We start from the raw sequence: 25,077 nt of genomic DNA on the forward strand, positions 1-25,077 counted from the left end.
CAGTGAAACCCATACATTATCCTGTAAAAAAAATCCCTTTGGGCGACTTTATCGAGAAGTATAAAGAGAGTTTCGCTTATCGGTTAGCCTGTTTTGAAGCATTGACGCTAGACAAGTTATCCGTTGTCTCTCTTTTGTAGGCTTTTTCGTTGGCGTCGTAATACACATAACAACATTGATTACGGCCATTGTTTTTGGCGTGATAGAGTGCCTTATCGGCTTGCTTGAATAAATCGAACGGCAATTCTGGCTCAAAACTGTTGATGATCCGTGACACACTGCCAATGCTAACCGTAATGTTTAACAAGGTGCCATCAACATCAATGGGAGTGGTTTCTATTAAAGTACGAATTCTTTCCGCCACTATTGTGGCACCCGGTAAATCGGTTCCGGGTAATAATAAACTGAATTCTTCACCGCCGTAGCGAGCACAAACATCCGTTGCTCTTGGTAAGGCTTGTTTGAGCAGGCTTGCCAAATGTTTTAAGCAGATATCACCTACATCGTGACCGTAAGTATCGTTAATTCGTTTAAAGTGATCGCAATCCACCAGTAACACAGTGAGCTGTTCGTGATTGCGTGATGACAGATGGCACAGTTCGTCGAGCTTCTCATCAAAGTAACGTCTGTTTTCTAACTGGGTCAGTGCATCGGTGCGACTTTGTTTTGCCAGCTTCTGCTCATTTTTCAGTGATAACCAATACTCTTTGTTCTGATTGGTGGAGAGTAAAATCAGGTAAACATAAAACATGATCAACATGGCGCCAAGGATCGGCAGGTCGGCAATAAAAAACGAAGTAAATAACGGCGGCAATACCAGTGTTGAAACAAAAAAGTAAGCCAGCTTTCTATTTGGCGCAAAACTGTTGGTGCCACCGGCAACAATACCGGCAGAAGAAAACGACATAAATAAGGTAAACAATTCATTATTTATGGTGAGTGCTAACGCAAACATTAACCCCCAGCCCAAACTGTGCGGCAAGATCACCAGAAAAAATAGGTTGGTCCATAACGCATGGTGATTCTGGATTGCCTTAGACATTAATTTCGAATGTACAATACGAACAACGGAGGTAACAATAAAGGTTATTGTGGTGACCCAGAATAATGTGGAATGCGACTCACTAAAGCCACTGCCTACGGCCAAAATAGGCCACAGCATAGGGTATAAAAATATTCCCGGAAGGCCTCGAGTCACCAGGTTTCTGGATACTCGAACAGCTAACTCCTTTATATCGGACTCTTCCTGTGTTGTTGAAAGCTCGGGAGTGGGCAAATTTGTCGCCTGTTTTTAATTTTTTTGTTAATCAACAATGTTATCCATTGAACTATAGCACAAGGACGCAGTAATTCACTCTTGGAGATAAGTTTCTGTTCTTATACATTTGAGCTAATACTTAACGCACACATTTTTCGGCTCGGTGAAAAACTTCATGGCTTCAAAACCGCCTTCACGGCCAACACCGGAAGCTTTTACTCCGCCAAAGGGCGTTCGTAAATCCCGCAATAACCAGCTGTTGATCCAGACAATGCCAAAATGCAATTGCTTTGATAACCGATGGGCGCGTTTTAAATCATTGGTCCATACCGATGTGGCTAATCCGTAATCGGTGCCATTGGCAAGTGTGAGCGCTTCATCGTCATTGTCGAAGGGTTGCAAGGTGCATACCGGGCCAAAGATTTCTTCCTGATTGGTGCGGCAATCCAGTGGCAGATTTTCAAACACCGTTGGCTCAACAAAGAAACCTTGTTCGCAGCGACCAGAAACGGTGAAGCGGTTGCCGCCAGTCAGAAGTTTTCCGCCTTCCTGTTTTGCCAGTTCAATGTAGGACAAGACTTTTTCCATATGAGGCTTTGATACCAGAGCACCATGTTGAGTGGTTTTTTCCAGCGGATCACCAATGGTCAATTGTTTTACCTGTTTAATAAAAGCCTGTTTAAATTTATCGTAAATACTGCGTTCGATGTAAATGCGTGAGCCGCATAAGCATATTTGACCCTGATTCGAAAATGCCGCACGCACCACTTCTTTGACGGTATTGTCAAAATCGCAATCGGCAAATACCAATGTTGGGTTTTTTCCGCCAAGCTCCAGGCTTAGTTTTTTGAACATGGGCGCTGCGGTCGCGGCAAGTTTTTTTCCGGTGGCGGTACCGCCGGTAAAACTGATGGCCTTAATATCTTGGTGCTCGACAATCTGTTGTCCTATGTTGCCGCCACTGCCGTGTAATATATTTAATACGCCTTTCGGTAATCCGGCATCGGCGCAAATTTTAGAAAACAGATAAGCCGTCATTGGGGTGACTTCCGATGGTTTGGCAACGACGGTGTTTCCTGCCGCAAGGGCCGGTGCAATTTTCCAGGTGAATAAATACAAAGGAAAATTCCACGGGGAAATGGTGCCTACCACGCCAATGGGATCGCGCAAGGTATAGTTCACCGCAAGATTACCCATGCCATGACTTTCGCTGGCAAACTGCGTGCAGGCATTGGCAAAAAAACGAATATTGGCCGAGGCGCGATAACTGTCTACTGCTTTGGCAAACGTAACGGGCTTGCCATTATCTATGGCTTCCGCTTTTGCCAGCTCATCGCTGGCGGCTTCGACAGCGTCAGCAATTTTCATCAAGAGTCGCGAGCGATCTTCAATAGAAGTGGACGACCAGGTTGGAAAAGCTTGCTTGGCTGCAGCAACCGCACGGCTTAAATCCTGATCGTTGGATTCCGGGATCTGGGAATAAACGGCACCAGTTGCTGGCTCAACATTATCCAGATATTCGCCACTGTCGGGCGCACAAAACTCACCATTGATGTAGTTTTCGATCCGTTGCATACGTGTAGTAACCTTTTTTATGGCTTTTAATAATAGGTGTTAGTCGAGCCTGTTTATATTGTGGACTGGCTTGATACTGTTACAGTGAGCCTGTTCGGCCGCCATCAACCGGTAAATTTACACCGGTAATGTAGGCTCCAGCCGGTGAGGCTAAAAAGCCCACGGCATTGGCAAACTCTTCGGCTTCACCAAATCGGCGCAGCGGAATGATCGACTTTTCCATTTCAGTAACCTCTTCAATGCTCTTATTCAGTTTTTTCGCTTTGTTACTGATGATGGATTCGAGCCGTACCGTATTGGTGGCACCCGGCAGCACATTGTTCACGGTAATGTTAAACGGCCCCAGTTCATTGGCAATGGTTTTGGCCCAGTTTGCCACAGCGCCGCGCACCGTATTGGAAACCCCTAGATTAGGCAGCGGTTGTTTCACCGAGGTAGAAATCACATTAATGATTCGGCCTGAACCGGATTGCTTCATACCCTCGAGCAGACGCTGGGTAATGTTTTGATTGTTGATCAGATGCTGGTTAAAGGCGGCTAAAAAGGCCTCGGCATCAGCCTGATGTGCCGGACCGGGCGCCGGACCGCCGGTGTTATTGATTAAGATGCTGTATTGCTGACCAGCAGACAGGTGGTCATCTAAAACAGACTTTACCTGCTCGGTGTCGGAAAAGTCAGCCACCAGCACATCGTGCGTTTGACCCTTGGAAGTGTCGAGTTCGTTTTTTACGGCCTCAAGTTTTTGCTGGTTGCGAGAAAACAGGGTGACGCTTGCGCCCTGTTTTGCCAATTGTAGCGCGATGGCTTTTCCAATCCCCTGACTGCTGCCGCAGACCAGTGCTTTTTTGCCGGTAAGTTCGAGATTCATCATAAATAAGTATCCTGCTGGTTTAGAGCGTGTTTATAAGTTGGCAAAAGCCTGTTTAACCGCTGTCAGTGTTTTATCCAGTTGTTCGCTGCCATGGGCTTTGGAAACAAAGCCTGCTTCAAAGGCCGAAGGCGCCAGATAGACCCCTTGATCCAGTAGCAAATGAAAGAACTTGCCGAAGCGATTATGATCGCCGCTTGCCACCTGCTGGTAACTATTGACGGCTTTGTCATCAGTAAAAAATACGCCAAACATACTGCCCACATGGTTGGTGGTGAATGGCATTCCGGCTTCATCGGCTAAAGACTGCATGCCGCTGACCAGTTGTTGGGTGTACTGATAAATCGAATCGTAATATCCCGGCTGACCCATCAGTTTTAATGCGGCCAGTCCGGCACTCATGGCAACCGGGTTACCGGACAAAGTGCCTGCCTGATAAACTGGCCCGGCGGGAGACAGCTGCTGCATGATGTTACGTTTACCACCAAAGGCGCCCACAGGCATACCACCACCAATCACTTTGCCCAGAGTGGTGAGGTCGGGTGTTACATTGTAAAGCTGTTGCGCACTGCCTTCGCCTACCCGAAAGCCACACATCACTTCATCAAAAATCAAGACTGACTGATATTGATCGCACAAATCACGCAACCCTTGTAAAAAGCCATCGGCGGGAGGAATGCAATTCATATTTCCGGCCACTGGCTCCAGAATGATCGCCGCGATATCGTCTTTATTGGCTTCCATAAGTGCTTTAACACTGTCGATATCATTAAAGGTGGCAGTAAGGGTGTGTTTGGCAAAATCTTCTGGCACGCCGGGTGAGGTGGGCTCGCCCAGAGTGAGCATGCCACTGCCGGCTTTTACCAGCAGACAATCGGCATGACCGTGGTAACAGCCTTCGAACTTGATGATTTTATTTTTACCACTGTAACCCCGGGCCAGTCGAATGGCACTCATGGTGGCTTCGGTACCGGAGTTGACCATGCGAACCTGATCCATCGACGGGATCATCGAGCACACGGTTTCGGCCATTTGTATTTCAAGCTCGGTAGGCGCGCCAAAACTTAAGCCATTTTCAGCGGCTTTAATCACTGCTTCGCGGATTGCCTGGTGATTGTGACCATGGATCATGGGGCCCCAGGACAACACATAGTCAATGTATTGTTTGCTGTCGGTGTCGTAAACAAAAGGGCCATCGGCCTTGTTTAAAAACACCGGCGTGCCGCCAACACCGGCAAAGGCGCGAACCGGAGAGTTCACACCGCCAGGTATAAATTGCTGGGCTTTTTGATAAAGAGATTCGGAAGAAGTCGTCATTATGTCGGATTCTCTAATGTTGAATGTATTTAGTGTGTTTAAAAGAATTGCACCATGGTGCTAAATTTTGAGTTTACGCCCATTGTCAGCGTTTTTGGTATAACTGCACCGGCAAGACTGCTCCGTAAATAACAATTAGCGGGTTAACCCCTTAAACCAGTTTACCGGACGCTCGTATTTTGACAGTTGATCTTCAACCCCCAGAATACAGGCAAACAATGCCATACGAACTAAAATGCCATTGTCGGTTTGTCGAAAAATTGCCAGACCTGGCTCAAGATTTAAATCGTTATCCAACTCATTGGCATCATTGCGCGAGTCTCTTGGCAGAGGGTGCATAATCACAGCCTTTGGTTGGCAGTGCTCGGAATAAACCTGCTTATTCAATCGAAAGTAGCCCCGATAACGGTTTGCTTCTTCCTGCGTGGCGAAGCGCTCTTCCTGAATTCGTGTTTGATAAATGATATTGGCGGAAGGCAGGCCATCGTCGAGCTTATCGCTGATGTAAACCTGATGCCCGGCATTGGTCAGCATGTCGATGTATTCGGTGGGCATTGCCAGAGCCTGCGGCGATACCAGTTGGATTTTCAGGTTGCTGTATAAAGCCAGTAGCTGACAAAGTGAGTGTACGGTTCGGCCATGTTTTAAATCACCCAGCATGGTCAGGCATAAATCATCCATGGTTTTGTGTTGCGCCTGCAGCTCGTGCTTAATGGTAAACAGATCGAGCAACGCCTGAGTCGGGTGCTCATTGGGGCCGTCACCGCCATTAATCACCGGAACACGGCTGCCAATGGCAAATTCTGCGGCAGAACCGGCATCCGGATGACGCATGCAGATGATGTCACTGTAACCGGACAAAACCTGTGCCGTATCGTACAGGGATTCGCCTTTGGCTAAGGCCGATGAGGATAATCCGGTGGTTTCGCGCACTTCACCACCCAAAAGGTTAAACGCACAACCAAAACTGACGCGGGTACGTGTACTGGGCTCAAAAAACATATTGCCCAAAATAGCGCCTTCGAGAACACGAGTGACTTTTTCCCGTGTGGCGTAGGGGCGCATCGCATTGGCGACATCAAACAATTCGTTGATTAATTCGAGAGAAAAATCTTTGACCGAAAGAACATGTTGGCCTTTTAGATACACGCGGATCACACCTCTTGGTTAGAAACGATTGAATTGCTGCGCTATTTTAGACGTTTTTAAGAGCAATGTCTTTGGCTGTGGAAAGGCTGTCTGATAAAAGCCTTAAAAGGGCTTTAACACCACCAAAAGAACTACGGCAAATAAGATAAGAACCGGTGCTTCATTGAAAAAACGGAAAAACACATGGCTTTTCTGGCAGCTACCCGCTTGCAGCTGTTTGCGGTAGTAGCCGCAAAAATGATGGTAAACAATCAGGGCTACAACCAAAGCCAGCTTGGCGTGAAACCAGCCCGCGGTTTGAAAATAAGACCAGTTTAACGCCGCCAGCCAGGCACCAAAGATCAGTGTCAGATACATAAAGGGAGTAATAAACCGGTACAGTTTGTGTGCCATCTGGTTCAGGTGTTGTTTTACCGCCGGATTGTCGGTGAGTTGAATATTCACAAACAGTCGCGGCAAATAAAAAATACCGGCAAACCAGCTGACCATAAAAATAATGTGCAATGCTTTTAACCAGAGATACATAACGGATTACTTCACTTTGCTGGCAGGTTTGTAAGTGTAATAGGACTCGATGGTTTCGCGGGTGATCACGCCATAGATTTTTTCCGTCATGGGCGCGGTTGTCCGAAACACATAGGCGGCATCGGTTTTGTCTCGTTCAAGACTGTCGAGGACTTCTTCCAGAGTTGCCTGCAGGTAAACCGAAGAAATATTTTGTCGATCGGCGGGTATTTTTAGCAGATCGATGTCTTCCGGCATCGGCTCTTCGCTGGATTCCTGTTCAACCATGTAACGCGCCAGATCGTTTGCCGACATTAATGAAATAGGGACGTTATCTTCCCGGATCAATATCCAACGTGGGTTGTTTTCGAGAATCTGAGCGGCATCAAGCAGACGAATATGCCGGTCGTGAACCGCAATGGAGCGATCCATGGCGCCGGCCACGCCCACCCGGCGTAGAAACTGGGTCAAAGGGTTAAATTTGAACGTCATGCCTTTGGCGTTCATCAAACTCTGGAACATGGAAGGCTGCTTGAATACCTGTGTGACCATTAAATTAGCCACAACCACCGAAAACATACCCGGTAAAATAATGCCCGGATTAGCGGTTAACTCCAGTAACGCCATCAGTGCTGCTAGTGGCGCGTTGAGCACGGCACTCATCATGGTGGCCATGCCCACCATGGCGTAAAACGGATACGACGAGGAGTATTCGGGAAAAAATTGGTGACCGACAAAGCCGATTATGGCACCGCTCATGGCGCCAATAAAAAAACTCGGACCAATGACACCACCGGGCATTGACATGCCGGAACAGATAATGGTGGCGGCCAGCTTGCCCACCAGACACAGCACCAGCAGCATCAGGCCATAATCACCTTGCAGGGTGGCGTTAACGGAATCGTAGCCAATCCCCATAATTTGCGGGATCCCCAGCGCAATCAGCCCAACCGCAATACCGGACAGGGTACACTTTATCCAGACCGGCCATTCATAGGTTTTACGGGTTACCGCCGTGGTGCAATAGATGAACAGGGCCGCCAGACAACCAATGATGATCCCCATCAACAGAAAGTAGGGCATTTCCCACAAGGAGACCAGTTCCAGCGATGGCACATCGAACGCGACCGCGTTGCCAAATACAATGCGTGATAACACAGCGCCTGATACAGAGGCTAATATTACCGGTATAAAGCTCGCGATGGTGTACTCCATCATAATCACTTCCATGGCGAATATGACGCCCGCCAAAGGCGTGTTGAAGCTGGCGCTGATGGCCGCAGCAGAACCGCAACCTACCAGTACCCGAATACTATTGTTGGGCAGCTTAAGCCGCTGACCGAGCCAGCTGCCACTGGCCGCACCTAAGTGTATACCGGGGCCTTCTCGACCAACTGACATACCTGAGGCAAGGGTCAGTCCGCCGACAAAAAATTGCACCACGGCATTTTTCCACGGCAGATAACCTTGATGGAATACCATTCGTTCCAGTGTATGGCCAACGCCCACCGCCCGACGATGCTTGCTTAACTTTTGTAACAATAAGCCCACCACAAGACCGCCAACAATAGGCATAATGAGGTGGAAGTGCCAGCTAAGACCTTCAAAGTCACCTTTATCCGACTCCGGGTGCCATAGCACAAAGCCACTTTCGGTAAATAGACGAAATAAAATATTGGAGGCACCGGCTAATATGCCACTGGCCAGGCCAACAATAGCAAGCAGTAGTAGAGCGTCGAACCCACCGAGCCGAAGTCTTAGCGAATCAATCAGTGACATGAAGGCAATTAGCGACCTGTTTTATGGTTATTGTTAGTGCACCTGTGTTTAGTTTTACAAGTTTTTACTTGAGTAACACTTCTGTGTTTCATTATAGTAGGCAACGCTTTGATTTGTTGAGAGGAATTCCTCTTTCTTTTCAATAAATACAAACTAAAGAATGCCAGATTTCCGATATTAATGCAGCGATAAATAATAGATATTATATGCCCAATGATTTAATAGTTACCAAACGTCGTGGTCTTAGCTGGTACATCAGCTGGATCGTTTTGGTCATCATCTTACTGGTGATTGCCTTTTTCTGGGGTCGTTACGACAGTCGTGATGAACGACTGGCACTCATAGATGAACGTGACATTTTATTGCTGCAGGAGCAGGAGTATTTGCAGCAAATTGATTCGCTGGAACAAAAAACCATAATGCTGCAGAGTTCGGCTCAGGTGGATGCCAGCGCCAGCGAAGAAATTATGGAGACTATCGCCGCGCTACAGCAAACCATCGATTCTCTGGAAACCGAGCTGTCGTTTTATCGCGGTATTATGGCACCAGAAAAAGACATCAAGGGTCTGTATGTTTCAGACTTTAATTTGAAAAAGACCGCCGATGCCGATCGTTTTGCGTTTCAATTGGCGTTAACCCAGGTTAAAAAGCACGATGTGTTTTTAAAAGGCAGTGTTAAGGTGGTCATATCCGGGGAACGGGAAGGTAACACGGCTCATTATAATATTACCGATCTTGGTGATATTACGGCCAAGGATCTGGAGTTTACCTTTAAATACTTTCAGCATTTAAAGGGTGAACTTACCTTACCCAGTGGATTTAAACCGAAAAAGATCAATGTGACTGCAAAGTCTACCGGCCGTAATGGCCAGACGGTTACACGCGATTTTAACTGGTCGGTATAACCGGTTATAACGATTTGAGTCTTAAGAATATGATCCATAAGAATTACATTCATAAGACTCTGGATTATATGAGTTTGATCAATGAACCGATATTGAAATAGACGCTTTTACAATGGCAATTTTGTGAAGCGATTGGTGATGCGGACTCGCGAATTAATGCTAAAGTTAAGCTAACTTAGTGATCATAAGGCAAGACAATGTTTGGAAATGGTAAAAAGAATAAAGGTCGCGTACGCGCAAAAGCGGGTGCTGCCGATACTTTAATTACTCGGGACACTAAAATAACCGGCGATATTCAGTTTAAAGGTGTGCTCTATATTGATGGTCATATTGTCGGAAATGTGAAAGCCGACGAACTGGAAATGTCGCTTTTGACCATTGGCAAACACGGCGTTATTGAAGGCCAGGTTGAAGTCCCTCATGTGGTGATCCTGGGTAAAGTGAACGGTGATGTGCACGCGAGCGAGCATGTTGAGCTGGAAAGTTCGGCGCACATAGAAGGCGATGTCTATTACAAGTTGATCGAAATGGCCATGGGTTCGGAAGTAAATGGCAAAATGGTTCATCGTGACGACAAACCCAAGCTGTTAAATCACCAGAAAGAAGCGGCAGCAGACAAGTCAGTGACGGATAAATCAGCTTCAGAGAGCAATCAACACGCTGCTAAATCCTCCATTAATGATAAAACGTCGGATCGCAATAGCGGTGATAAGAGCAGCGATAAAGCGAGTGACAAAACCGCAACAGGCGTTTAATGCCATATTCGGGCAGTGTTTTAGTGCTTTTATGGCCTGCACTGCTCAAGCTCTGATTTACCATTAAGCCCATATTATTTAAGCCTATATTATTTAAGAGCTATCCTCTCTTTACGTGTTTTTCTCTACAACAGAGTTCTCGATTATGTTCTCAATATAAGGTTTAATTATTCTTATATCGGATATCGAATAACAGGCTTTTTTAGAAATGCTTGAACACGCCCCGCAATGGCTGAGATAATAGGCATTCATGCAGTAACGAGTATTTTTATTTATGTCCGACGTTGAAACGATTTCAGAAGATTCTATTCCAGCCATGCTGGAAGTCACCGATGCCGCAAGCTGCAAGGTGAAAGAATTACTGGAAGATGAAGATAATCAGGCGCTTAACTTAAGAGTGTATGTTACCGGTGGCGGCTGTTCGGGTTTCCAGTACGGGTTTAAGTTTGATGATCAGTCTACGGCAGATGATGCCCGTATTGAAAAAGGCGGCATGACATTGCTGGTGGATCCGCTTAGCGCTCAATATCTTGCAGGTTCGGTGGTGGATTACATCGACGGCCTCGACGGTGCCCGTTTTGTGGTGAATAACCCAAATGCCACAGCAACCTGTGGTTGTGGGGCGTCTTTTTCTATCTAATAGAAATGCTACTACCAAGGGCTAACGCCGGTTTGCTGAGTTGGCCCTGAACCAAGTTTATAGGAAAACTTTCTCCTTACTAGTAGCTATGCTTGTAGTGTGTGAGCACATACTTTTTCAAACTTCAAACTTCAAACTTCAAACTTCAAACTTCACGCCTGATACAGCGCACCCATAATAACCGGCCGGCTGGCACCGGTGATGCTGGTGTAATTTTGTGGTTGCCGCTCACAGCGCTGTTTGGCAAGCCAGGCAAAGGTTGCCGCTTCAATAAAATCACTGTCGACGCCCAAGGCGTTTAACGGTTGGATTTTTGTCTGGTTGGGCAGGTGTTGGGCAATTCGGGCCATCAAAAAGTCATTATGGTAACCACCACCACACACCAGCAGTTCATCACATTGAGCCGGTAATCGTTGGATGTGATCGGTGACCGTGCGTGCAGTCAGTTCCACCAAGGTTGCCTGGGTGTCTTCTGCTGCAATGGGATCGGCACCTTTTAGCTTTTGTTCCAGCCACTTGGCATCAAAGTATTCGCGGCCGGTGCTTTTGGGGGCGGACATTAAAAAGTAGGGATCGGCCATCATATGCTTTAGCAGCTCTTCGCTGACCGTGCCGGACTTGGCCCATTCGCCCTGTTTGTCGTAGTTTTTTGCTAACTGTTGCTGGATCCAGTAGTCGCACAGGGCGTTGGCGGGACCCGTATCAAAGCCAATTACTTGCCCTTTGTGCTTTGGCAGCCAGCTAAGATTGGCAATGCCGCCTAAATTTAAAATGGCGCGGTTTTTATCGCTCTCGCCCAGCAGCCATTGATGGAACAGGGGGACCAAAGGTGCGCCCTGACCACCTGCAGCAATATCCATGCGGCGAAAATCGGAAACCGTGGTAACGCCTGTTTCAAAGGCAATTACATTGGCATCGCCGATTTGCAGGGTGAAGTGGTGACTGCCTTGTGGCCGGTGGCGCACGGTCTGTCCGTGGCTGCCAATGGCCGACACTTTGGATATGTCCACATTGGCTTTGGCGCATAAGGTTTTGGCGGCGTCAGCAAATAAGCTTCCAACCTGATGATCCAGATGGCCAAGCCGGTCAATTCGCTGCTCACCATGATCCGCGGCAGGCTGCGAAATGGATAAAATTTCCTGGCGTACATCATCGGGGTAAGCAAAGGTTTCCGCAGCAAGGGTTACAACCGAATGCTCGGCCAGTTCAACCAGTATGGCATCAATGCCATCAGCGGATGTTCCCGAAATTAAGCCTAAATAATACTCTGACATTTAGTGTGCACCTGATGACGCGGTAACCCGCTGATAAGCTTCAAGACTGGCCAGAATGGCTTTTGATTGTTGTTGAAAGCGCTCCGCTTCTTTTTTAGCGATGGGTTTCGCTTCTGGTAATTTAACCGTGCGAGGATTGCGATGAACGCCATTGACGACAAACTCATAATGCAGATGGGGCGCTTCAGCAAGCCCGGTACCGCCCACATAGCCAATGATCTGCCCCTGTTTTACCCGCTTGCCGTAGCTAACCGCACGACGGGACAAATGCAGATATTTGGTGACAATGCTGTTGCCGTGTTGAATAAACACATATTTACCATTGTACTTATTGTAGGTGGAGGCAATGACTTTACCGTCGCCTGCGGCATAAACCGGTGTGCCTGTGGGTGCCCGGTAGTCAATGCCCCGGTGCGCTTTCCAGCGTTTTAAAATAGGGTGAAAACGGCGTGGTTTAAAGTTAGAGCTGATGTACATAAAATTCAGTGGTGCCCGTAAAAAGGCTTTGCGCATGCTTTTGCCTTCTGGCGTAAAGTAGCTTTCGTTGCCATCGCTGTCGGTGTATCGAATGGCGCGGAAGACATCGCCCTGATTAATAAACTGCGCGGCAATTATGTCACCATTGCCAATAAAATCGCCGTCGAGGTATTTCTCTTCGTAGATTAATGAGAACTGATCGTTCTTGCGCACATCGAGCACAAAGTCGATGTCCCAGCCAAAAATATTCGCCAGCTTAACGATTAAGGTATCGCTGAGTCCAGCAGACTTCCCGGCATTGAATAGAGAATCCTTGATCACTCCGGCAGCAAAGTTTTGACGAATCTCTATTGGGCGCTCTTTTACCTTAACGTTATATTTGCCCTCGGCGTCTTTTTTGATTTCCAGCGTTTTATTCACTTCCAGCGAATAATAAAGTCCGGTAAGCCCCTGTTCGCTGTCGGTTTCGAATATCAGTTTTTTTCCGGGCCGAATATTTCGAAGATATTGTTCGGCGGTGTCATCCTGAGTTACCTGAAACACATCCCGTGCGCTAAACCCTTGTTGCTGAAAAATGCCTGACAGGGTATCGCCGGGTTTTATTTCCACTTCTTTTTGAGCACGGCCATCACTGATTTTTGGCAATGCGGTAAGGGGTTCGCTGACCGCTTCGTCAGGGTTCGTCGATTCCCAGCTTAAAGGCAGGTCGATACGACTGCTGGGATCTTGCGAAAGGCTGCTGTCGGAAAACGCCGGCGCCTGCTTTAAATCCGGTGGGGTCAGCTCAACGCTGCCTTCATCGACAGTTTTTATGGGATCGGTCGCGTCATCATCCGACGATAGAGCAAAGCTGAGTAAAATAACGCCCACAGCAACCGCGGCTATCTCGCCCCAGCGAAGCTTTACATGGTGCGCCAGTGACTTGACGTAATCTTTACGTGCGTTGAGTTTAGATTTGTAATCCTGTCTTATCATGATTTTTCGAAATACAGCTGTTTTGGGAATACAACTTTGCGCCACTTCCCGTTAGAATACCCGCCTGTTAAAGCGCCGTTGTTGAAAAACAACAATGACTGGCGATTATTTTCAATGAATGAATTTTGGTGCCTATTGGCACTAGTTTAACCTAATTTGAAAGTCTGTGGGGAAATTGGACCCCGATAAAGGCTAAAGATTTCAATCATTTGCTGGTTGAAAAATAGACAATGGCAGTAAAAAGGCAGGAGAGAAATATGAGCGAACTTAATACCGCTCTGAGCGAAATTAAACGCGGCGCCGATGAAGTATTGGTTGAGCAGGAGCTGATCGAACGACTAAAGCTTGATCGACCTTTAAAAATCAAAGCCGGTTTCGATCCTACCGCGCCCGATTTGCATCTTGGTCATACGGTGTTAATCAATAAAATGCGTCAGTTCCAACAGCTGGGGCACGAGGTGATTTTTCTGATTGGCGACTTCACCGGTATGATTGGCGATCCCACGGGAAAAAGTGCGACGCGCCCGCCATTGACGCAACAGCAAATCATCGGCAACGCCAAAACCTACAAAGAACAGATTTTTAAAATTCTTGATCCGGAAAAAACAATCGTTGCTTTTAACTCCGAATGGTGTGAAAAGCTCGGTGCAGCAGGAATGTTAAAACTGGCGTCTCATCAAACCGTTGCCCGAATGCTGGAGCGGGACGATTTTAAAAAACGTTACAGTAACAATCAGTCCATAGCGATCCACGAATTTATGTACCCGCTTGTACAGGGTTACGATTCCGTAGCTTTAGAATGTGATGTCGAACTGGGTGGAACCGATCAAAAATTTAATTTGTTAATGGGACGAGAGCTGCAAAAAGATCACGGCCAGGCACCGCAAATTGTTATTACCATGCCACTGCTCGAAGGGCTCGATGGCGTACAAAAAATGTCGAAGTCATTGGATAACTATATTGGGATTACAGAAGCGCCCGGTTCCATGTATCAAAAGCTGGTGTCGATCCCGGACAGTTTAATGTGGCGATATTTTGAGTTATTGTCGTTCCGACCTCTTACCGAAATCGATGAGTTGAGAAAACAGGTTGAACAAGGCGCAAATCCCCGTGATATTAAAATTGATCTGGCAAAAGAAATTGTTGCCCGTTTTCACGGCGATGAAGCCGCAGCAAACGCTCATAAAGGCGCGGGCAATATTGTTAAAGAAGGCGAAATACCCGAAGATTGCCCAGAAGAAACATTGGAGCTGGAAGGTGCTGACGCCTTACCCATTGCTAGAGTTCTTAATCAGGCAAACCTTGCCAACAATTCCGCACAAGCAAAAGACATGCTTAAAAATGGCCGCGTAAAAGTGGACTGGGAAGTTATTGAACCATCACTTATGTTAGCCGCTGGTGAATATGTTATTCAGGCGGGTAAAAAGAAAATTGCCAAGGTAACGATAAAGTAATTTGAAAAGCTGGATTTATTCCAGCTTTTTTTCTAGACGTACAAAGCGTAATATATTGGATTTGGTTTGGGGTTTAATCTGATATACAATATTACATATATAATTTAGCATATTAATTTAAATAGGATTTTATAGGAATAATAATAAGTTTAAAAAAAAACAAAAAATTCTATTAAAGTGCTATCGAATATAGATAACCAGCCGTCATCGCCATTCCTAATACCACGGTTAAGAAAGCCGCGATCATTTGCTTTTTAAATATCGATCTTAGCAAGATTACTTCCGTTAAACTTGCACCTGCACTACCAATAATTAATGCCATTACCGAGCCCATCGCCATACCTTTTTTAACCAAGCCAGCACTTAAAGGAATAATGGCAGATGCTCTTATGTAAAGAGGAATACCGATAACTGCTGCAATGGGGATCGCATACCACTTATTTTCACCGGCATACTTAACGATTAACTCTGTAGGAACAAAGCCATAGATAATTGCACCAACTGATATGCCAACCAGTAAATACGGCAACGTTTGCTTAAAATCTTTCCAGGTGGAGTGCCAGATCTTAACCCAACGATTTGGTTTTCCTATTACGACAGGCGACTGTTTGGCTTTTGTGCTACACGACGAGCCGCAAGCTCTTTTTTCTTCTTCGAAAACTTCTGGTTTAACATACTTTTCAAAACCAAGCTTCTCTAACAGAACACCAGCACTAATTGACGCCGCCATTGCAATTACAAAGTAAAAAATGGCTAATTGAACACTAAAGGTAAACGCGAGAATGCCAATAATAATGGGGTTTAATAGCGGACTAGATAATAAAAATACAATTGTAGGACCAAAACCTGCTTGCGCTTTAAACAGCCCTTTTAAAAACGGTATTGTAGAACAAGAGCAAAAAGGGGTAATTACCCCTAAAGCAGCGGCAATAAAGTACCCTCGTCCATTTTTAGAGGCTAAAAGTGCCTGTACTTTCTCTTTGCTAACGTATTCTTGTAATACACCAACGGCATAGCTGATAACTATGTATAGTATTGTTAACTCAACAGCTAAGAACATAAACATGTTTAATGTTTCTTGAGCCATATTCATAAATTCTGTAGTCATGATACCCTCCACTAATTTGATAGTACTAGTATATTCGAATTGTAATTCAGATCAATAAATATTTCGAATATATTGGTAATTTGGAAGTTTTCTGGCTAAGACGAGTAAAAAAGTATATTTTACTGTTATGTCAAAAGACCATTTCTGGAGTAGTAATGGAACTAGAAACCGTAGCAAAAGTACTTAAAGAACTGGGGCACCCAGTGCGCCTGAAGGTATATAAAGAGATCACCAAAGCGGGTTATACAGGTATCCCTGTTGGGGACATTCAAGCAAAGGTAAATATACCTGCTTCAACATTAACGCACCACATTTCCGCTTTAGTTTCAGCTAAACTAGTTAAACAGCGGCGTGTAGGAAGGGTACTATTTTGCGCTATTGAATACGGTGCACTTGAGGCCGTTATAGAATACTTAACATCAGAATGCTGTATAAATGAGCAACCTACGGATCAATAGGCGTGACTTATTTAAAACAAAAGGGGGCAGGTTAATTGTTTAATACCAAGCAATCGATACATTTGATTAAGCACCTTTTTCATCTCCCCCTTTGCCTCCAACTTCTTCATCTCACTTATTGCAGGACAGACACTACCAATACTCTTTAGTCCAAAATATTCCGCGATATTAGCTAACTTTTCATCCGCTAACCTTTGAGATAAATACATAGTCAGCTTCCTGAGTACATGGGGGGTTCAAGCCCTGACGGATCCCCACAAAATCAAGTCAAAGTAACTAAGGGGTCAGTCTGAACCTCCCCCAGTCTAACGGATACTTAAAATAAGCGACAATGTCGCGAAAGGAGTATCTAAAATGGTTACCAAAAGAAAGCCTTATAAGACGTTACCAAAGAGTTTAAGCTAGAGGCCGTACGATTAATGAAAGAGTCGGATCGGCCTGCAAGAGAGATAGCTCTTGAACTAGGTGTTCGACGCAATCAGCTGTACAAATGGGCAGAGCAGCTGGAAGATAAGGGAGAAGCAGCCTTTAAAGGGAAAGGGCGTCCAAAGAAAATAGAGTCATGTTTTGTATTGCCACATATTCTAAAGCCTACTGCTCAGAGCGTTATAGCCAGTCTAAAATAGCAATTCTATGTGATTGATATTGCTCCAATAAAGTTTGTTTTCCAGAAAAATATTTTTTAACAGTGATCTAAGCCTAGATATTTTGTATTGAATCACATATTGACATGTAACCTACAGGTGACCTATAGTTACCTGTAGGTTACATTTGTTCGATAACAATTCTATTGGAGGCAACATGGATACCACAGGAAATGAACAGAAAACGGTTGATCAGCTGGTGATTTTTCGGGCGCGGATGCTTTTATTTGCCGCGTTTTCGTTTGCGTTATGGCAGTTTGGCTGGGTGGTCATGGATATAAAACCCATTAAATCATCAATTATCTATCAAGTAGCCGGGTGGAGCTCTGTTATTGGCGCTGTTTGCTGGGCGATAGCTTCACTTCTATTTGTAAAGTTTAGCAAGCAAATGAAGCAGTCCAGTGCCTGTTCGGCATTGCAGGACGAACTTACTATAAAAAACAGGAACATCGCTTTTGTTAAAAGTTTTTTTGTCACCATCGGTTTGGTATGGGCGCTTGTCCCACTAATGGATTTATGGGCATTTGATGTCAAACAAGCCGTGCGTATTATTGCTGTTATAGGTATTACTTTACCTATGGTTTTATTTTCAATCAGTGAATTAAAGAATGATGAGGGTGCGGAGTAATGGCCAACTCGCAATCTGAGCTAGGCAACCGGTTAAAAGAAATTCGAACGAGAAATAATTACACCCAGGCAGACCTTGCGGCTTTAGTCGAAGTCAGTCGAAAAACCATTAATACCGTAGAGAACCGAGTGTTTATTCCCTCAACAGTGCTTGCGTTAAAACTCTCTCAAGCGCTAAATGTATCGGTCGAAGAGTTATTTTATTTGGTTGACTCAAAAGCAGAGTGATGCACATTAATTTGTTTTTTAATGAAAGTTATTTTTTTGAAAAGTGATTGTATGATGAAGCTTTTTATTCAGTTAAAAAGCTTCATCTGTATCCGGTCGGACTAAATGGGAGCGCGTCTCGAATAGCCCCCCCATAGTGCTTCCTACGTTTTTTCTGACAGCGAATGAGCTTCTCTGTAACTTATCGAAATAAATGTATGGATAAGTCCACGTCGTGACTGACGTGAATGGATTCTTGTGACAAGCGGCGAGAAATCTGTTCTGGAAAATATTCTTGTCGTAACTGGAGCTCAAATAGTCCGCCAGATATTCGATTTAATTTTAGTTCTACAGTGGAGGAGTTCGCCTGGAAATTTTTTTTGTTCGGCTTATGGATGATTTTATCTCTTTTATGTATAAAAAAGAAAATAATTTATTAATGAGATGGACAAAAAAAAACGAGCTTGGTAGTTTTAGCTTGAACTTAACAAAAGGAGAAAAAAATGAAATATACAAAAGCTGTAATGAAAAAAATGTCAAAAACTACTCGTGGTTGGTGGTATTACTACCCAATGTACTAATTGATTTAGTCCGAGTGGAGTGACTAGTTTATTAGTAGTATTGTTCTAATAAATAGGTAGTTAGTCACTCTTTATTCAGTTCTATTTTATTCTCTTCTCCAATCATATTCTGTGGCTCATCTATGCTTGCACGATTAATAAAGTCTAATAATTCAGATAATACAATTGCACCGTCAATAAAATCCATACCAGGACCTAAAGGTAAGTGGTTTATTGGAGATGCCATGAAGTTTGACGAAGATCCAGTCGGATGGATGTTAGATACGAAGCCTATATATGGTGATATTGTCCGGCTTGATAATGAAACAATCGTTATACACGATCCGGATTTGATTGATGAAGTATTTAAAAAAACAAATAATGATTTTATATTAGATAATGCAACTGTATCAGGTAAGCAAGGACGTGAAAAATTAATTAAAGGTCTAACAGAATGGATGCAATCTAGAAAGTACTTAGGAAAGGCTCTAAACCGAAATATTCTTTCGCAACATATTGGTAGAGCCAATGATCGGCTTTCCGTAGAGGTTGAAAAGTTAGCAGGAACAAAAGTTGATCTTTTTAATGCTAGTCAGTATTTGCTTGGCTTTTCTATTGCTGATTTTTGTCTTGGTGCTGATCTCGAAATTGATCAAGTTTTTAAAAAAGTTGAAGAAGTATTTTGGGCATCACTTGCTGTTACTGATAGCGAGGAATCTCGCTTGCCTTGGGCTTCCCGACCAATAGCAAAGCGAGCGGAACGACTCAATAACGAATTAGTTTCTATGCTCAAGGAAGTAGTAATTCGACGACAAAATGAACGTAAATTAGGAGAGCCTTATCGAGATGCTCTTGATCAGTTGGTTGATAATCTTCCTGATGCTCCAGTTGAGCAATTAGCTGCTGCAGTCAGATTAATGATGGTAACAGCTCATGGTCCATCTGGTGCAGTCTTTAGCTGGTGTTTGCTTAGATTGACCGAAAATCCAGAGTTAATAGAAGTCATTCGAAATGAATTAAGTCAAGATTCGGAACAATTACTGTTTCCAAATAACTATCCAGTTACATTAGCTGTTTTAAAAGAAACTATGAGGCTCCATCCTGCAAATTGGTTAATGGGACGGACAGCTCAGCGAAATACTCTTTTAGGGGGCTTCAAAATTCCAGAAGATTGTCGTGTGTTGTTTAGTCCTTATATTTTACATCGTGATAAGAGATTCTGGGACAATCCTGATGAGTTTAATCATAAGCGGTGGTTAAATAGTCAAGATATAAGTAATAAGAAAGCTTATATACCTTTTGGTGCAGGCCCGAGAGTTTGTCCTGGAGCTCTTTTAGGTCCTATGCAACTTATGGTAGGTCTAAAGGTAATTTTATCAAATTATGACTTGGAGCTCCCACCGCTAGACTCTGCGAGGCCAGTGCATAGCACTCTGTTACGCCCAAAAAACGTACAGGGAAGTTGGAGTTGTAGGAAGTAGGTTATAAAGGCTGTAGCTTCACTATGATGACGCATGTTTCTGATTCAACTAAACCTGCTGCACTAAAGAAAAATAGAAACTTTGTACTTTTATGTGCTGGTTCACTAATTTCAATGCTGGGAGATCAATTAACATTAATTGCTTTACCGTGGCTTGTACTGCATATATTTGAAGAGCCCTGGGTATTGGGTAGTGTAATGGCTTGTATGGCTATACCAATGTCAATTCTTATGTTATTTGGCGGCAACTTAGTTGATAGGTTTTCAAGTAAAAAAATCTTATTAGTCTCAAAGTTATTAAATTCAGTATTGTTTGTTGCTCTTTCATTGTTAGTGTACTTACAAGTTTTGACGTTACCATTGCTATATATGATTTCATTATTTATAGGGTTATCAGGAGCTTTGGCAATACCTGCTGCAACAGCTCTTCTACCAAGTATTGTTGAACGAACTCAATTGTCAATTGCAAACGGTATTGGTGTAACACTAAGATCTCTAACTACTCTATTAGGTCCACTAATAGCAGCGCTACTACTTAGCTTACAGCTTTCAGCTCTAGATAACGAACCTGAGAGATTTAATCATCTAAATTTAGCCATGATATTTCTTCTTGATGCATGCTCATTTTTGCTCTCAATGATATTCGTATCCTTAATTTTCCAGCTTGATAAAAAATATGATTCGAAGAAGGTTCGAGGATTGTCACAAGGATTTAGTTATTTTTGGCACCAAAAAGAGCTGCGAAAGTTAATGTTGTATATAGCTTTAGTAACTTCTTGCCTAGGAGGTTTGATGCAGGTGGGCTTGCCTGTAATGATAAAGTCAACTTGGTTACAGGGAGCTGATAGTTTTGGCTATGTAATGGCTGCTTTTGCCGCAGGAAATATTATCGGCGCAATCGCAGTATCTAAGGTATCGAGCTTAAAGTTAATATCAATAGGTACTGTGATATTGTTAACGGATATTTTAGTAGGCTTTTTGTTGGTGTTATTATCAGCAACTAAATCAAGTTTTCATGGTGCCATTTTACTATTTTTAATGGGTATGTTTGCAGGATATACTCAAGTTCGCCTAATTAGTTGGATTCAGCGACAAATACCTCTTGAGGTTATGGGCCGTGTAATGAGTATAGTAATGTTTTGTTTAGTCGGCTTACTTCCTTTAAGTGCAATGTTTTTTGGACTTATGATGCAGCTTATTTCCAGTTCGGAAATGTTTTTTATCGGCGGTATAATGTTATTATGTATTGCATTAATTGCATGGTTTTTTAGCAGTATTACAAAAATAGGATCGTGTAAATCGATAGTGAAGAACGAATTAAAAAAATTAGCTTAATTTCAATGGAGTAAAATTAAATAACCGGCATGTTTTAAAGTTCTTCTGTCTCAAATTTATGCAGTTTAGCTTCTTTTTTAATTGTATTTCCACCTAGTACAGAAATATATCCTTTACTAGGTTTTAAGTAAGTTGTAACAACACGCTTTAAGTCTTCAAGGGTTATGCTCTCTATTTTACTCTGAATATTTTTCTTTACTGAGTGACTTAACCCTGCTCTCTGCTCTATAAATATGTTTTGTAATGTAGGTATTGCCGTGCTTGTTTGAGACCAGTCTACGAAGGCTCTCAGTTTCGCATCTTCAAGTATAGATTTATCGTACTTTTCGTTTAGAAACCATTCAATTGATCGATCAAAGTCATTGAGAGTATCAGTGAATCTTGGATCACGATATGAGTAAAATCGAAAGGATGAAACGCTCCACTCTTGGGATGCTCCACTTCCATAAGCAGCTTCTTTCTCGCGTATTGCTTGATTCAAAAAGCCATTTTGAAGAACTTTTCCTAAAACCAATAAGGGTGTAAAGTCAGGATGTTTAACTCCGACAGTAGGAAAAACCTTGGCGCAAAATTGAACTGGGACAGGATGAATCCATAACTTACTAGTTGGTTGGTTGAAACACTGGTATTGATAGTTAGACACCTTTTTATCGTGTGTAACTGGGTTTTTCCTCCAGTGCTTATAATACTTTAGATCTACCTTGTCAATAAACTGTTCGCTAGCTATTAAATGAACATTATTATTTTTCTCAGTTAAAAAATCATGAATCTCTTTAAATTTTACAATAAGATCTTTCAGTTTATTAGATGTTTCACATGTTTCTGTATTTAAATTTTTAATTCGTCGATAAGCGGAAAAACCATACCAATTATGAGATAAATGCTCTTTATGACTAAACACAGTGCTTGCTGCAGACAAAGTATGCATATGAGCACCTTGTATTAAGTTTAGCTCTATTTCATATTGAGCATGTCGTAAATACGACTGTATTTTTTCATTAAATTTAAATTCTGCGCTAAAAAAATAACTATCTAAATTGTTATCTAATTCTTTATAATCGCGCTCTAATGCTTTACCAGATAAAACAAAATAAATACACACGCCATCATCTTTATTTAGGTTTGGAAATACTTTGATCGATGTTGAAATATCAAGTGAGCATGCACTTGAAACCTGATTTAGGGAGCTGCTGTGGTAAAAAAATTGAAGGTAGCTAGAATATAATTTTAAAATTTCTTGTAGTTGTAATGGGAGCTTTGATGCATCAATAATAACTTGCTGATAGACAAGTCCATTAGTTCTCCCTATGTTAAGAGTGATCGGGTCATCTATTATTTCTTTAGAAGCAAGGAGAGGGGTGTTTTTGATAAGATCATTAATAGTGATTTTTGGTAGTTCAATAAGTGTTTTGGAAAATAGCATCTCATAAGATTTTACTTTTTCTGGGTAATCTAAAATATATTTTTTTTGAGACTCAGAAAGTGACGCTTTAATAAGCTGAAGGTTTTTAAGATCTTCTTTTAATATATTTTCGCTGTGTTGATAACTTAGTCGTAATCTATGGTTATTGTTTAAAATCATTTTCTCTAATAAAGACTGAATGAAATTTCCATTTAGAGACTTCTGATATAACTCTTTTATCGCATAGTTAGTATCTGAAACCAGAGGTGATGAGTCATCATAAAGCGATGAAGGAAGCATATCCATCATGACTGTCACTCCAACAGGCAAGAAAGCATCATCAATAGATCTTCTTTCTATTTCTATATGACTCAATGCACGTGCTATAGAAGTTGCTTCGAAAGTTTTGTTTTTAAATTCTGATATTTCATTGAAAAGATCTTTTTCAAGTAATTCTATATCGTTAGGATTAACTTCGTCAAAAGCAATTACAAATATAGTATCTCGACATGCACTATCCATACCACTTAACTCAGACAAATTGGTTATATGAGTCGACTTTTCGATTAAAGATTTAACAGGTGCATCTCTTGCGTCTAATAGTAAGTAAGATATAAGCTCTGCCTGAAGAATATCGGTTAAGGACGAGCTATCTCCCAACAGCCAGCTAAAACTAACACTTACGGTATTATTTTTTGATGGTGTAGTGTTTGATAAGTAATTACCTATAGACTTTTTAATAGGTTTTGAATAGCGAATTTGTGGTAAAGCTGGAGATATTGGCTTTTGAAAATTAAATCGGGAAAGTAGTAGTTCTTCTAACCACTGTTGGTGTTGGATAGCAGGTATACTTCCGTAAGTAAAAAAGACAGCGTTGCTTGGATGATAATATTTATTATAAGTTTCTAATAATGCCTCATGTGTTAAGTGAATTATTTCGTTTGGCTCACCTCCACTATTGAATGTGTAGGGACTGTTTTCGAATAAAAAACTTTTGATTACTTCCCAGTGCGAATCAAAAGGATCACTCATAGCTCCTTTCATTTCATTCAAAACCACGCCTTTTCTTATAAGAGGACTTTGTTGATCATTCAGACTTGAAAATTCTAATCGATGACCTTCTTGAGCAAAGTCTAAAGGTGTCAGCCGAGCATGGAATACAGAGTCGAGATATACCTCAAGTAAATTTTTGAAGTCTTTTTTATTGTGAGAGCAAAAGACAAAAGCTGTCCAATCAGGTCCTGTAAAGGCATTCATAAAAGTACTTACAGATTGATTTGCCATTACTTGAAGGGGCGATTTTATAGGAAATTTCTTGCTTCCACATAACACGGTATGTTCAAGAATATGAAAGACGCCTGAGTTGTCAAATGGAGGGGTTCTAATTGCAACCAAGAAACCGTTGTCATAATCATCAGTAGAAAGGTGGATGTGTTTAGCACCAGTTTCTATATGTTTAAATGTTTGGGCTTCAATTAAAAGCTCGGGGATTTTTCTAATGTCTACTTGTTCAAACTTTGGATGTGACAACAATTTAATTCTCTAATCATCATTTTAATTAATTTTAGGTTAAAGATTAATGTTTCTAAGTAGAGTCATCAATGTGATAGTTTATCGAAAAAGATCACAAGAACCTAATATGAAAAGGTGTATCTTAACCTCTGTAGCAATTATGTATTAATACAATTATGGGCACAACCTATCTCAACAAGTTACTTTATATCAAGTGTTTATTTAAGTTTTGATGTTATTTAACTGTTTGAGTAGTCGCTGTTCTACTCAGGAGTTTTTGGTATAGCCTGATGAGATTTTGCGGGTTGTTCACTGAAAATAATGTTTTACTTAATATCTTTCAGAAGTGGGATTCAAGTTAACACCGTGCAATTCACTGGTATTAAATACAGGTGGTTTCACGCCAGCTTTTAACTGTTGATCGTAATCATTCAATGCTTTTTGACCGGTTTTAAATAAGAAAATCAGTGCAGTTAGGCTGCCTAACGTAAGAAACCCTACCGCTAAATCGTTAATGGTCAATATTTCACGGTTGAAGTAGTGAGACAGTCTTTGTCTTGCTCGTATGATGCATGTCATATCTTTTGGAATCGGATGACTCTCTAATCGTGGCGCAAGAGGATTAGCTTTAAATTGATTATTACTTAACCTGAGCTGCGGATAAGAAAAGTGAACTAAATGCCCTTGCGGTGATCTGATCTTTCGACGAAAAAAGAAAAATCACACAGGACAAGGGCATGACTAATTTAGAGGCAATTTACGTAGATGTCGATGATTTTTGTTTGTTATTTGAACCTCAATGGCAAGCGCATTT

23 protein-coding genes and 1 pseudogene are annotated in these 25,077 nt (G+C 42.6%); 10 read left to right on the forward strand and 14 right to left on the reverse strand.

Annotated elements, in window-relative coordinates; translation table 11 throughout:
* Nucleotides 1-76: 76 nt before the first annotated feature.
* The 7 genes from C8D97_RS16645 to C8D97_RS16675 all read right to left on the reverse strand — a co-directional run bounded on the left by C8D97_RS16645 (nucleotide 77) and on the right by C8D97_RS16675 (nucleotide 8,450).
* Nucleotides 77-1,276: a GGDEF domain-containing protein gene (locus tag C8D97_RS16645; protein ID WP_109764934.1), complete on the reverse strand. Its 1,200-nt coding sequence runs from the start codon at nucleotides 1,274-1,276 to the stop codon at nucleotides 77-79.
* Between the two features lie 114 nt (nucleotides 1,277-1,390).
* The gene (locus tag C8D97_RS16650; RefSeq protein ID WP_109764935.1) at nucleotides 1,391-2,833 is read right to left on the reverse strand and encodes an aldehyde dehydrogenase; all 1,443 of its coding nucleotides are present in this window, start codon (nucleotides 2,831-2,833) and stop codon (nucleotides 1,391-1,393) included.
* A 79-nt stretch (nucleotides 2,834-2,912) separates the two neighbouring features.
* Nucleotides 2,913-3,704: an SDR family oxidoreductase gene (locus C8D97_RS16655; RefSeq protein WP_109764936.1), complete on the reverse strand. Its 792-nt coding sequence runs from the start codon at nucleotides 3,702-3,704 to the stop codon at nucleotides 2,913-2,915.
* Between the two features lie 30 nt (nucleotides 3,705-3,734).
* Nucleotides 3,735-5,018 carry a glutamate-1-semialdehyde 2,1-aminomutase gene (hemL, locus tag C8D97_RS16660; protein ID WP_109764937.1) on the reverse strand — a complete coding sequence of 428 codons (1,284 nt, stop codon included), beginning with the start codon at nucleotides 5,016-5,018 and terminating at the stop codon, nucleotides 3,735-3,737.
* Between the two features lie 135 nt (nucleotides 5,019-5,153).
* Nucleotides 5,154-6,167 carry an aspartate carbamoyltransferase gene (locus tag C8D97_RS16665; RefSeq protein WP_109764938.1) on the reverse strand — a complete coding sequence of 338 codons (1,014 nt, stop codon included), beginning with the start codon at nucleotides 6,165-6,167 and terminating at the stop codon, nucleotides 5,154-5,156.
* Nucleotides 6,168-6,269: 102 nt separating this feature from the next.
* Entirely contained in the window at nucleotides 6,270-6,692 is a 423-nt protein-coding gene (locus C8D97_RS16670; RefSeq protein ID WP_109764939.1) for a CopD family protein, read from the reverse strand.
* Between the two features lie 6 nt (nucleotides 6,693-6,698).
* A complete protein-coding gene (locus C8D97_RS16675; RefSeq protein WP_109764940.1) occupies nucleotides 6,699-8,450 on the reverse strand; it encodes a chloride channel protein in 1,752 nt (583 codons plus the stop codon).
* 206 nt (nucleotides 8,451-8,656) lie between these two features.
* On the opposite strand from C8D97_RS16675, the gene C8D97_RS16680 reads away from it, so the two are divergent.
* The 3 genes from C8D97_RS16680 (at nucleotide 8,657) to erpA (ending at nucleotide 10,750) form a co-directional block, all read left to right on the forward strand.
* The gene (locus C8D97_RS16680; protein WP_109764941.1) at nucleotides 8,657-9,355 is read left to right on the forward strand and encodes a DUF6776 family protein; all 699 of its coding nucleotides are present in this window, start codon (nucleotides 8,657-8,659) and stop codon (nucleotides 9,353-9,355) included.
* Nucleotides 9,356-9,552: 197 nt separating this feature from the next.
* A complete protein-coding gene (locus C8D97_RS16685) occupies nucleotides 9,553-10,110 on the forward strand; it encodes a bactofilin family protein (RefSeq protein ID WP_109764942.1) in 558 nt (185 codons plus the stop codon).
* Between the two features lie 274 nt (nucleotides 10,111-10,384).
* Nucleotides 10,385-10,750 carry an iron-sulfur cluster insertion protein ErpA gene (gene erpA, locus C8D97_RS16690; protein ID WP_109764943.1) on the forward strand — a complete coding sequence of 122 codons (366 nt, stop codon included), beginning with the start codon at nucleotides 10,385-10,387 and terminating at the stop codon, nucleotides 10,748-10,750.
* Nucleotides 10,751-10,902: 152 nt separating this feature from the next.
* Here the strand turns inward: erpA and C8D97_RS16695 are convergent, their stop codons facing one another.
* Entirely contained in the window at nucleotides 10,903-12,024 is a 1,122-nt protein-coding gene (locus tag C8D97_RS16695) for an anhydro-N-acetylmuramic acid kinase (protein WP_109764944.1), read from the reverse strand.
* Entirely contained in the window at nucleotides 12,025-13,476 is a 1,452-nt protein-coding gene (locus tag C8D97_RS16700) for an OapA family protein (protein ID WP_146196170.1), read from the reverse strand.
* 257 nt (nucleotides 13,477-13,733) lie between these two features.
* Here C8D97_RS16700 and tyrS point away from each other — a divergent pair, with 257 nt between their 5' ends.
* Nucleotides 13,734-14,930: a tyrosine--tRNA ligase gene (gene tyrS / locus C8D97_RS16705; RefSeq protein WP_109764946.1), complete on the forward strand. Its 1,197-nt coding sequence runs from the start codon at nucleotides 13,734-13,736 to the stop codon at nucleotides 14,928-14,930.
* A gap of 172 nt (nucleotides 14,931-15,102) precedes the next feature.
* On the opposite strand, the gene C8D97_RS16710 is transcribed toward tyrS, so the two are convergent.
* Nucleotides 15,103-16,038, reverse strand: coding sequence for a permease (locus C8D97_RS16710; RefSeq protein ID WP_109764947.1), 936 nt, complete (start codon nucleotides 16,036-16,038; stop codon nucleotides 15,103-15,105).
* 155 nt (nucleotides 16,039-16,193) lie between these two features.
* On the opposite strand from C8D97_RS16710, the gene C8D97_RS16715 reads away from it, so the two are divergent.
* Nucleotides 16,194-16,496: an ArsR/SmtB family transcription factor gene (locus C8D97_RS16715; protein WP_109764948.1), complete on the forward strand. Its 303-nt coding sequence runs from the start codon at nucleotides 16,194-16,196 to the stop codon at nucleotides 16,494-16,496.
* A gap of 11 nt (nucleotides 16,497-16,507) precedes the next feature.
* On the opposite strand, the gene C8D97_RS16720 is transcribed toward C8D97_RS16715, so the two are convergent.
* Nucleotides 16,508-16,705, reverse strand: coding sequence for a hypothetical protein (locus C8D97_RS16720; protein WP_109764949.1), 198 nt, complete (start codon nucleotides 16,703-16,705; stop codon nucleotides 16,508-16,510).
* Between the two features lie 189 nt (nucleotides 16,706-16,894).
* Between C8D97_RS16720 and C8D97_RS16725 the strand changes: the two are divergent.
* From C8D97_RS16725 to C8D97_RS16735, 3 genes and pseudogenes are all read left to right on the forward strand, one after another.
* Nucleotides 16,895-17,122 (forward strand): annotated as a pseudogene (locus C8D97_RS16725) (transposase); the annotation flags it as partial.
* Between the two features lie 175 nt (nucleotides 17,123-17,297).
* Nucleotides 17,298-17,768 carry a hypothetical protein gene (locus tag C8D97_RS16730; RefSeq protein ID WP_109764951.1) on the forward strand — a complete coding sequence of 157 codons (471 nt, stop codon included), beginning with the start codon at nucleotides 17,298-17,300 and terminating at the stop codon, nucleotides 17,766-17,768.
* Nucleotides 17,768-17,995, forward strand: coding sequence for a helix-turn-helix transcriptional regulator (locus tag C8D97_RS16735; protein ID WP_109764952.1), 228 nt, complete (start codon nucleotides 17,768-17,770; stop codon nucleotides 17,993-17,995). The genes C8D97_RS16730 and C8D97_RS16735 overlap by 1 nt, the downstream gene beginning before the upstream one ends.
* Before the next feature lie 624 nt (nucleotides 17,996-18,619).
* On the opposite strand, the gene C8D97_RS18540 is transcribed toward C8D97_RS16735, so the two are convergent.
* Nucleotides 18,620-18,742 (reverse strand): hypothetical protein, encoded by a 123-nt coding sequence (locus C8D97_RS18540; protein WP_280951704.1) that lies wholly within the window; start codon nucleotides 18,740-18,742, stop codon nucleotides 18,620-18,622.
* On the opposite strand from C8D97_RS18540, the gene C8D97_RS16745 reads away from it, so the two are divergent.
* On the forward strand, nucleotides 18,741-20,015 hold the full coding sequence (locus tag C8D97_RS16745; protein ID WP_280951703.1) for a cytochrome P450: 1,275 nt from the start codon (nucleotides 18,741-18,743) through the stop codon (nucleotides 20,013-20,015). The two genes, C8D97_RS18540 and C8D97_RS16745, sit on opposite strands and share 2 nt — an antisense overlap.
* Before the next feature lie 23 nt (nucleotides 20,016-20,038).
* Entirely contained in the window at nucleotides 20,039-21,349 is a 1,311-nt protein-coding gene (locus C8D97_RS16750; protein WP_109764955.1) for an MFS transporter, read from the forward strand.
* 34 nt (nucleotides 21,350-21,383) lie between these two features.
* Here the strand turns inward: C8D97_RS16750 and C8D97_RS16755 are convergent, their stop codons facing one another.
* On the reverse strand, nucleotides 21,384-24,281 hold the full coding sequence (locus C8D97_RS16755; protein WP_146196171.1) for an insulinase family protein: 2,898 nt from the start codon (nucleotides 24,279-24,281) through the stop codon (nucleotides 21,384-21,386).
* Between the two features lie 312 nt (nucleotides 24,282-24,593).
* Nucleotides 24,594-24,842, reverse strand: a complete 249-nt coding sequence (locus C8D97_RS16760; RefSeq protein ID WP_146196172.1) for an alanine:cation symporter family protein — start codon at nucleotides 24,840-24,842, stop codon at nucleotides 24,594-24,596.
* Nucleotides 24,843-25,077: the final 235 nt, after the last annotated feature.

Origin of the sequence: Pleionea mediterranea, from assembly GCF_003148745.1 — a bacterium.
Taxonomy (GTDB): Bacteria; Pseudomonadota; Gammaproteobacteria; order Enterobacterales; family Kangiellaceae; genus Pleionea; species Pleionea mediterranea.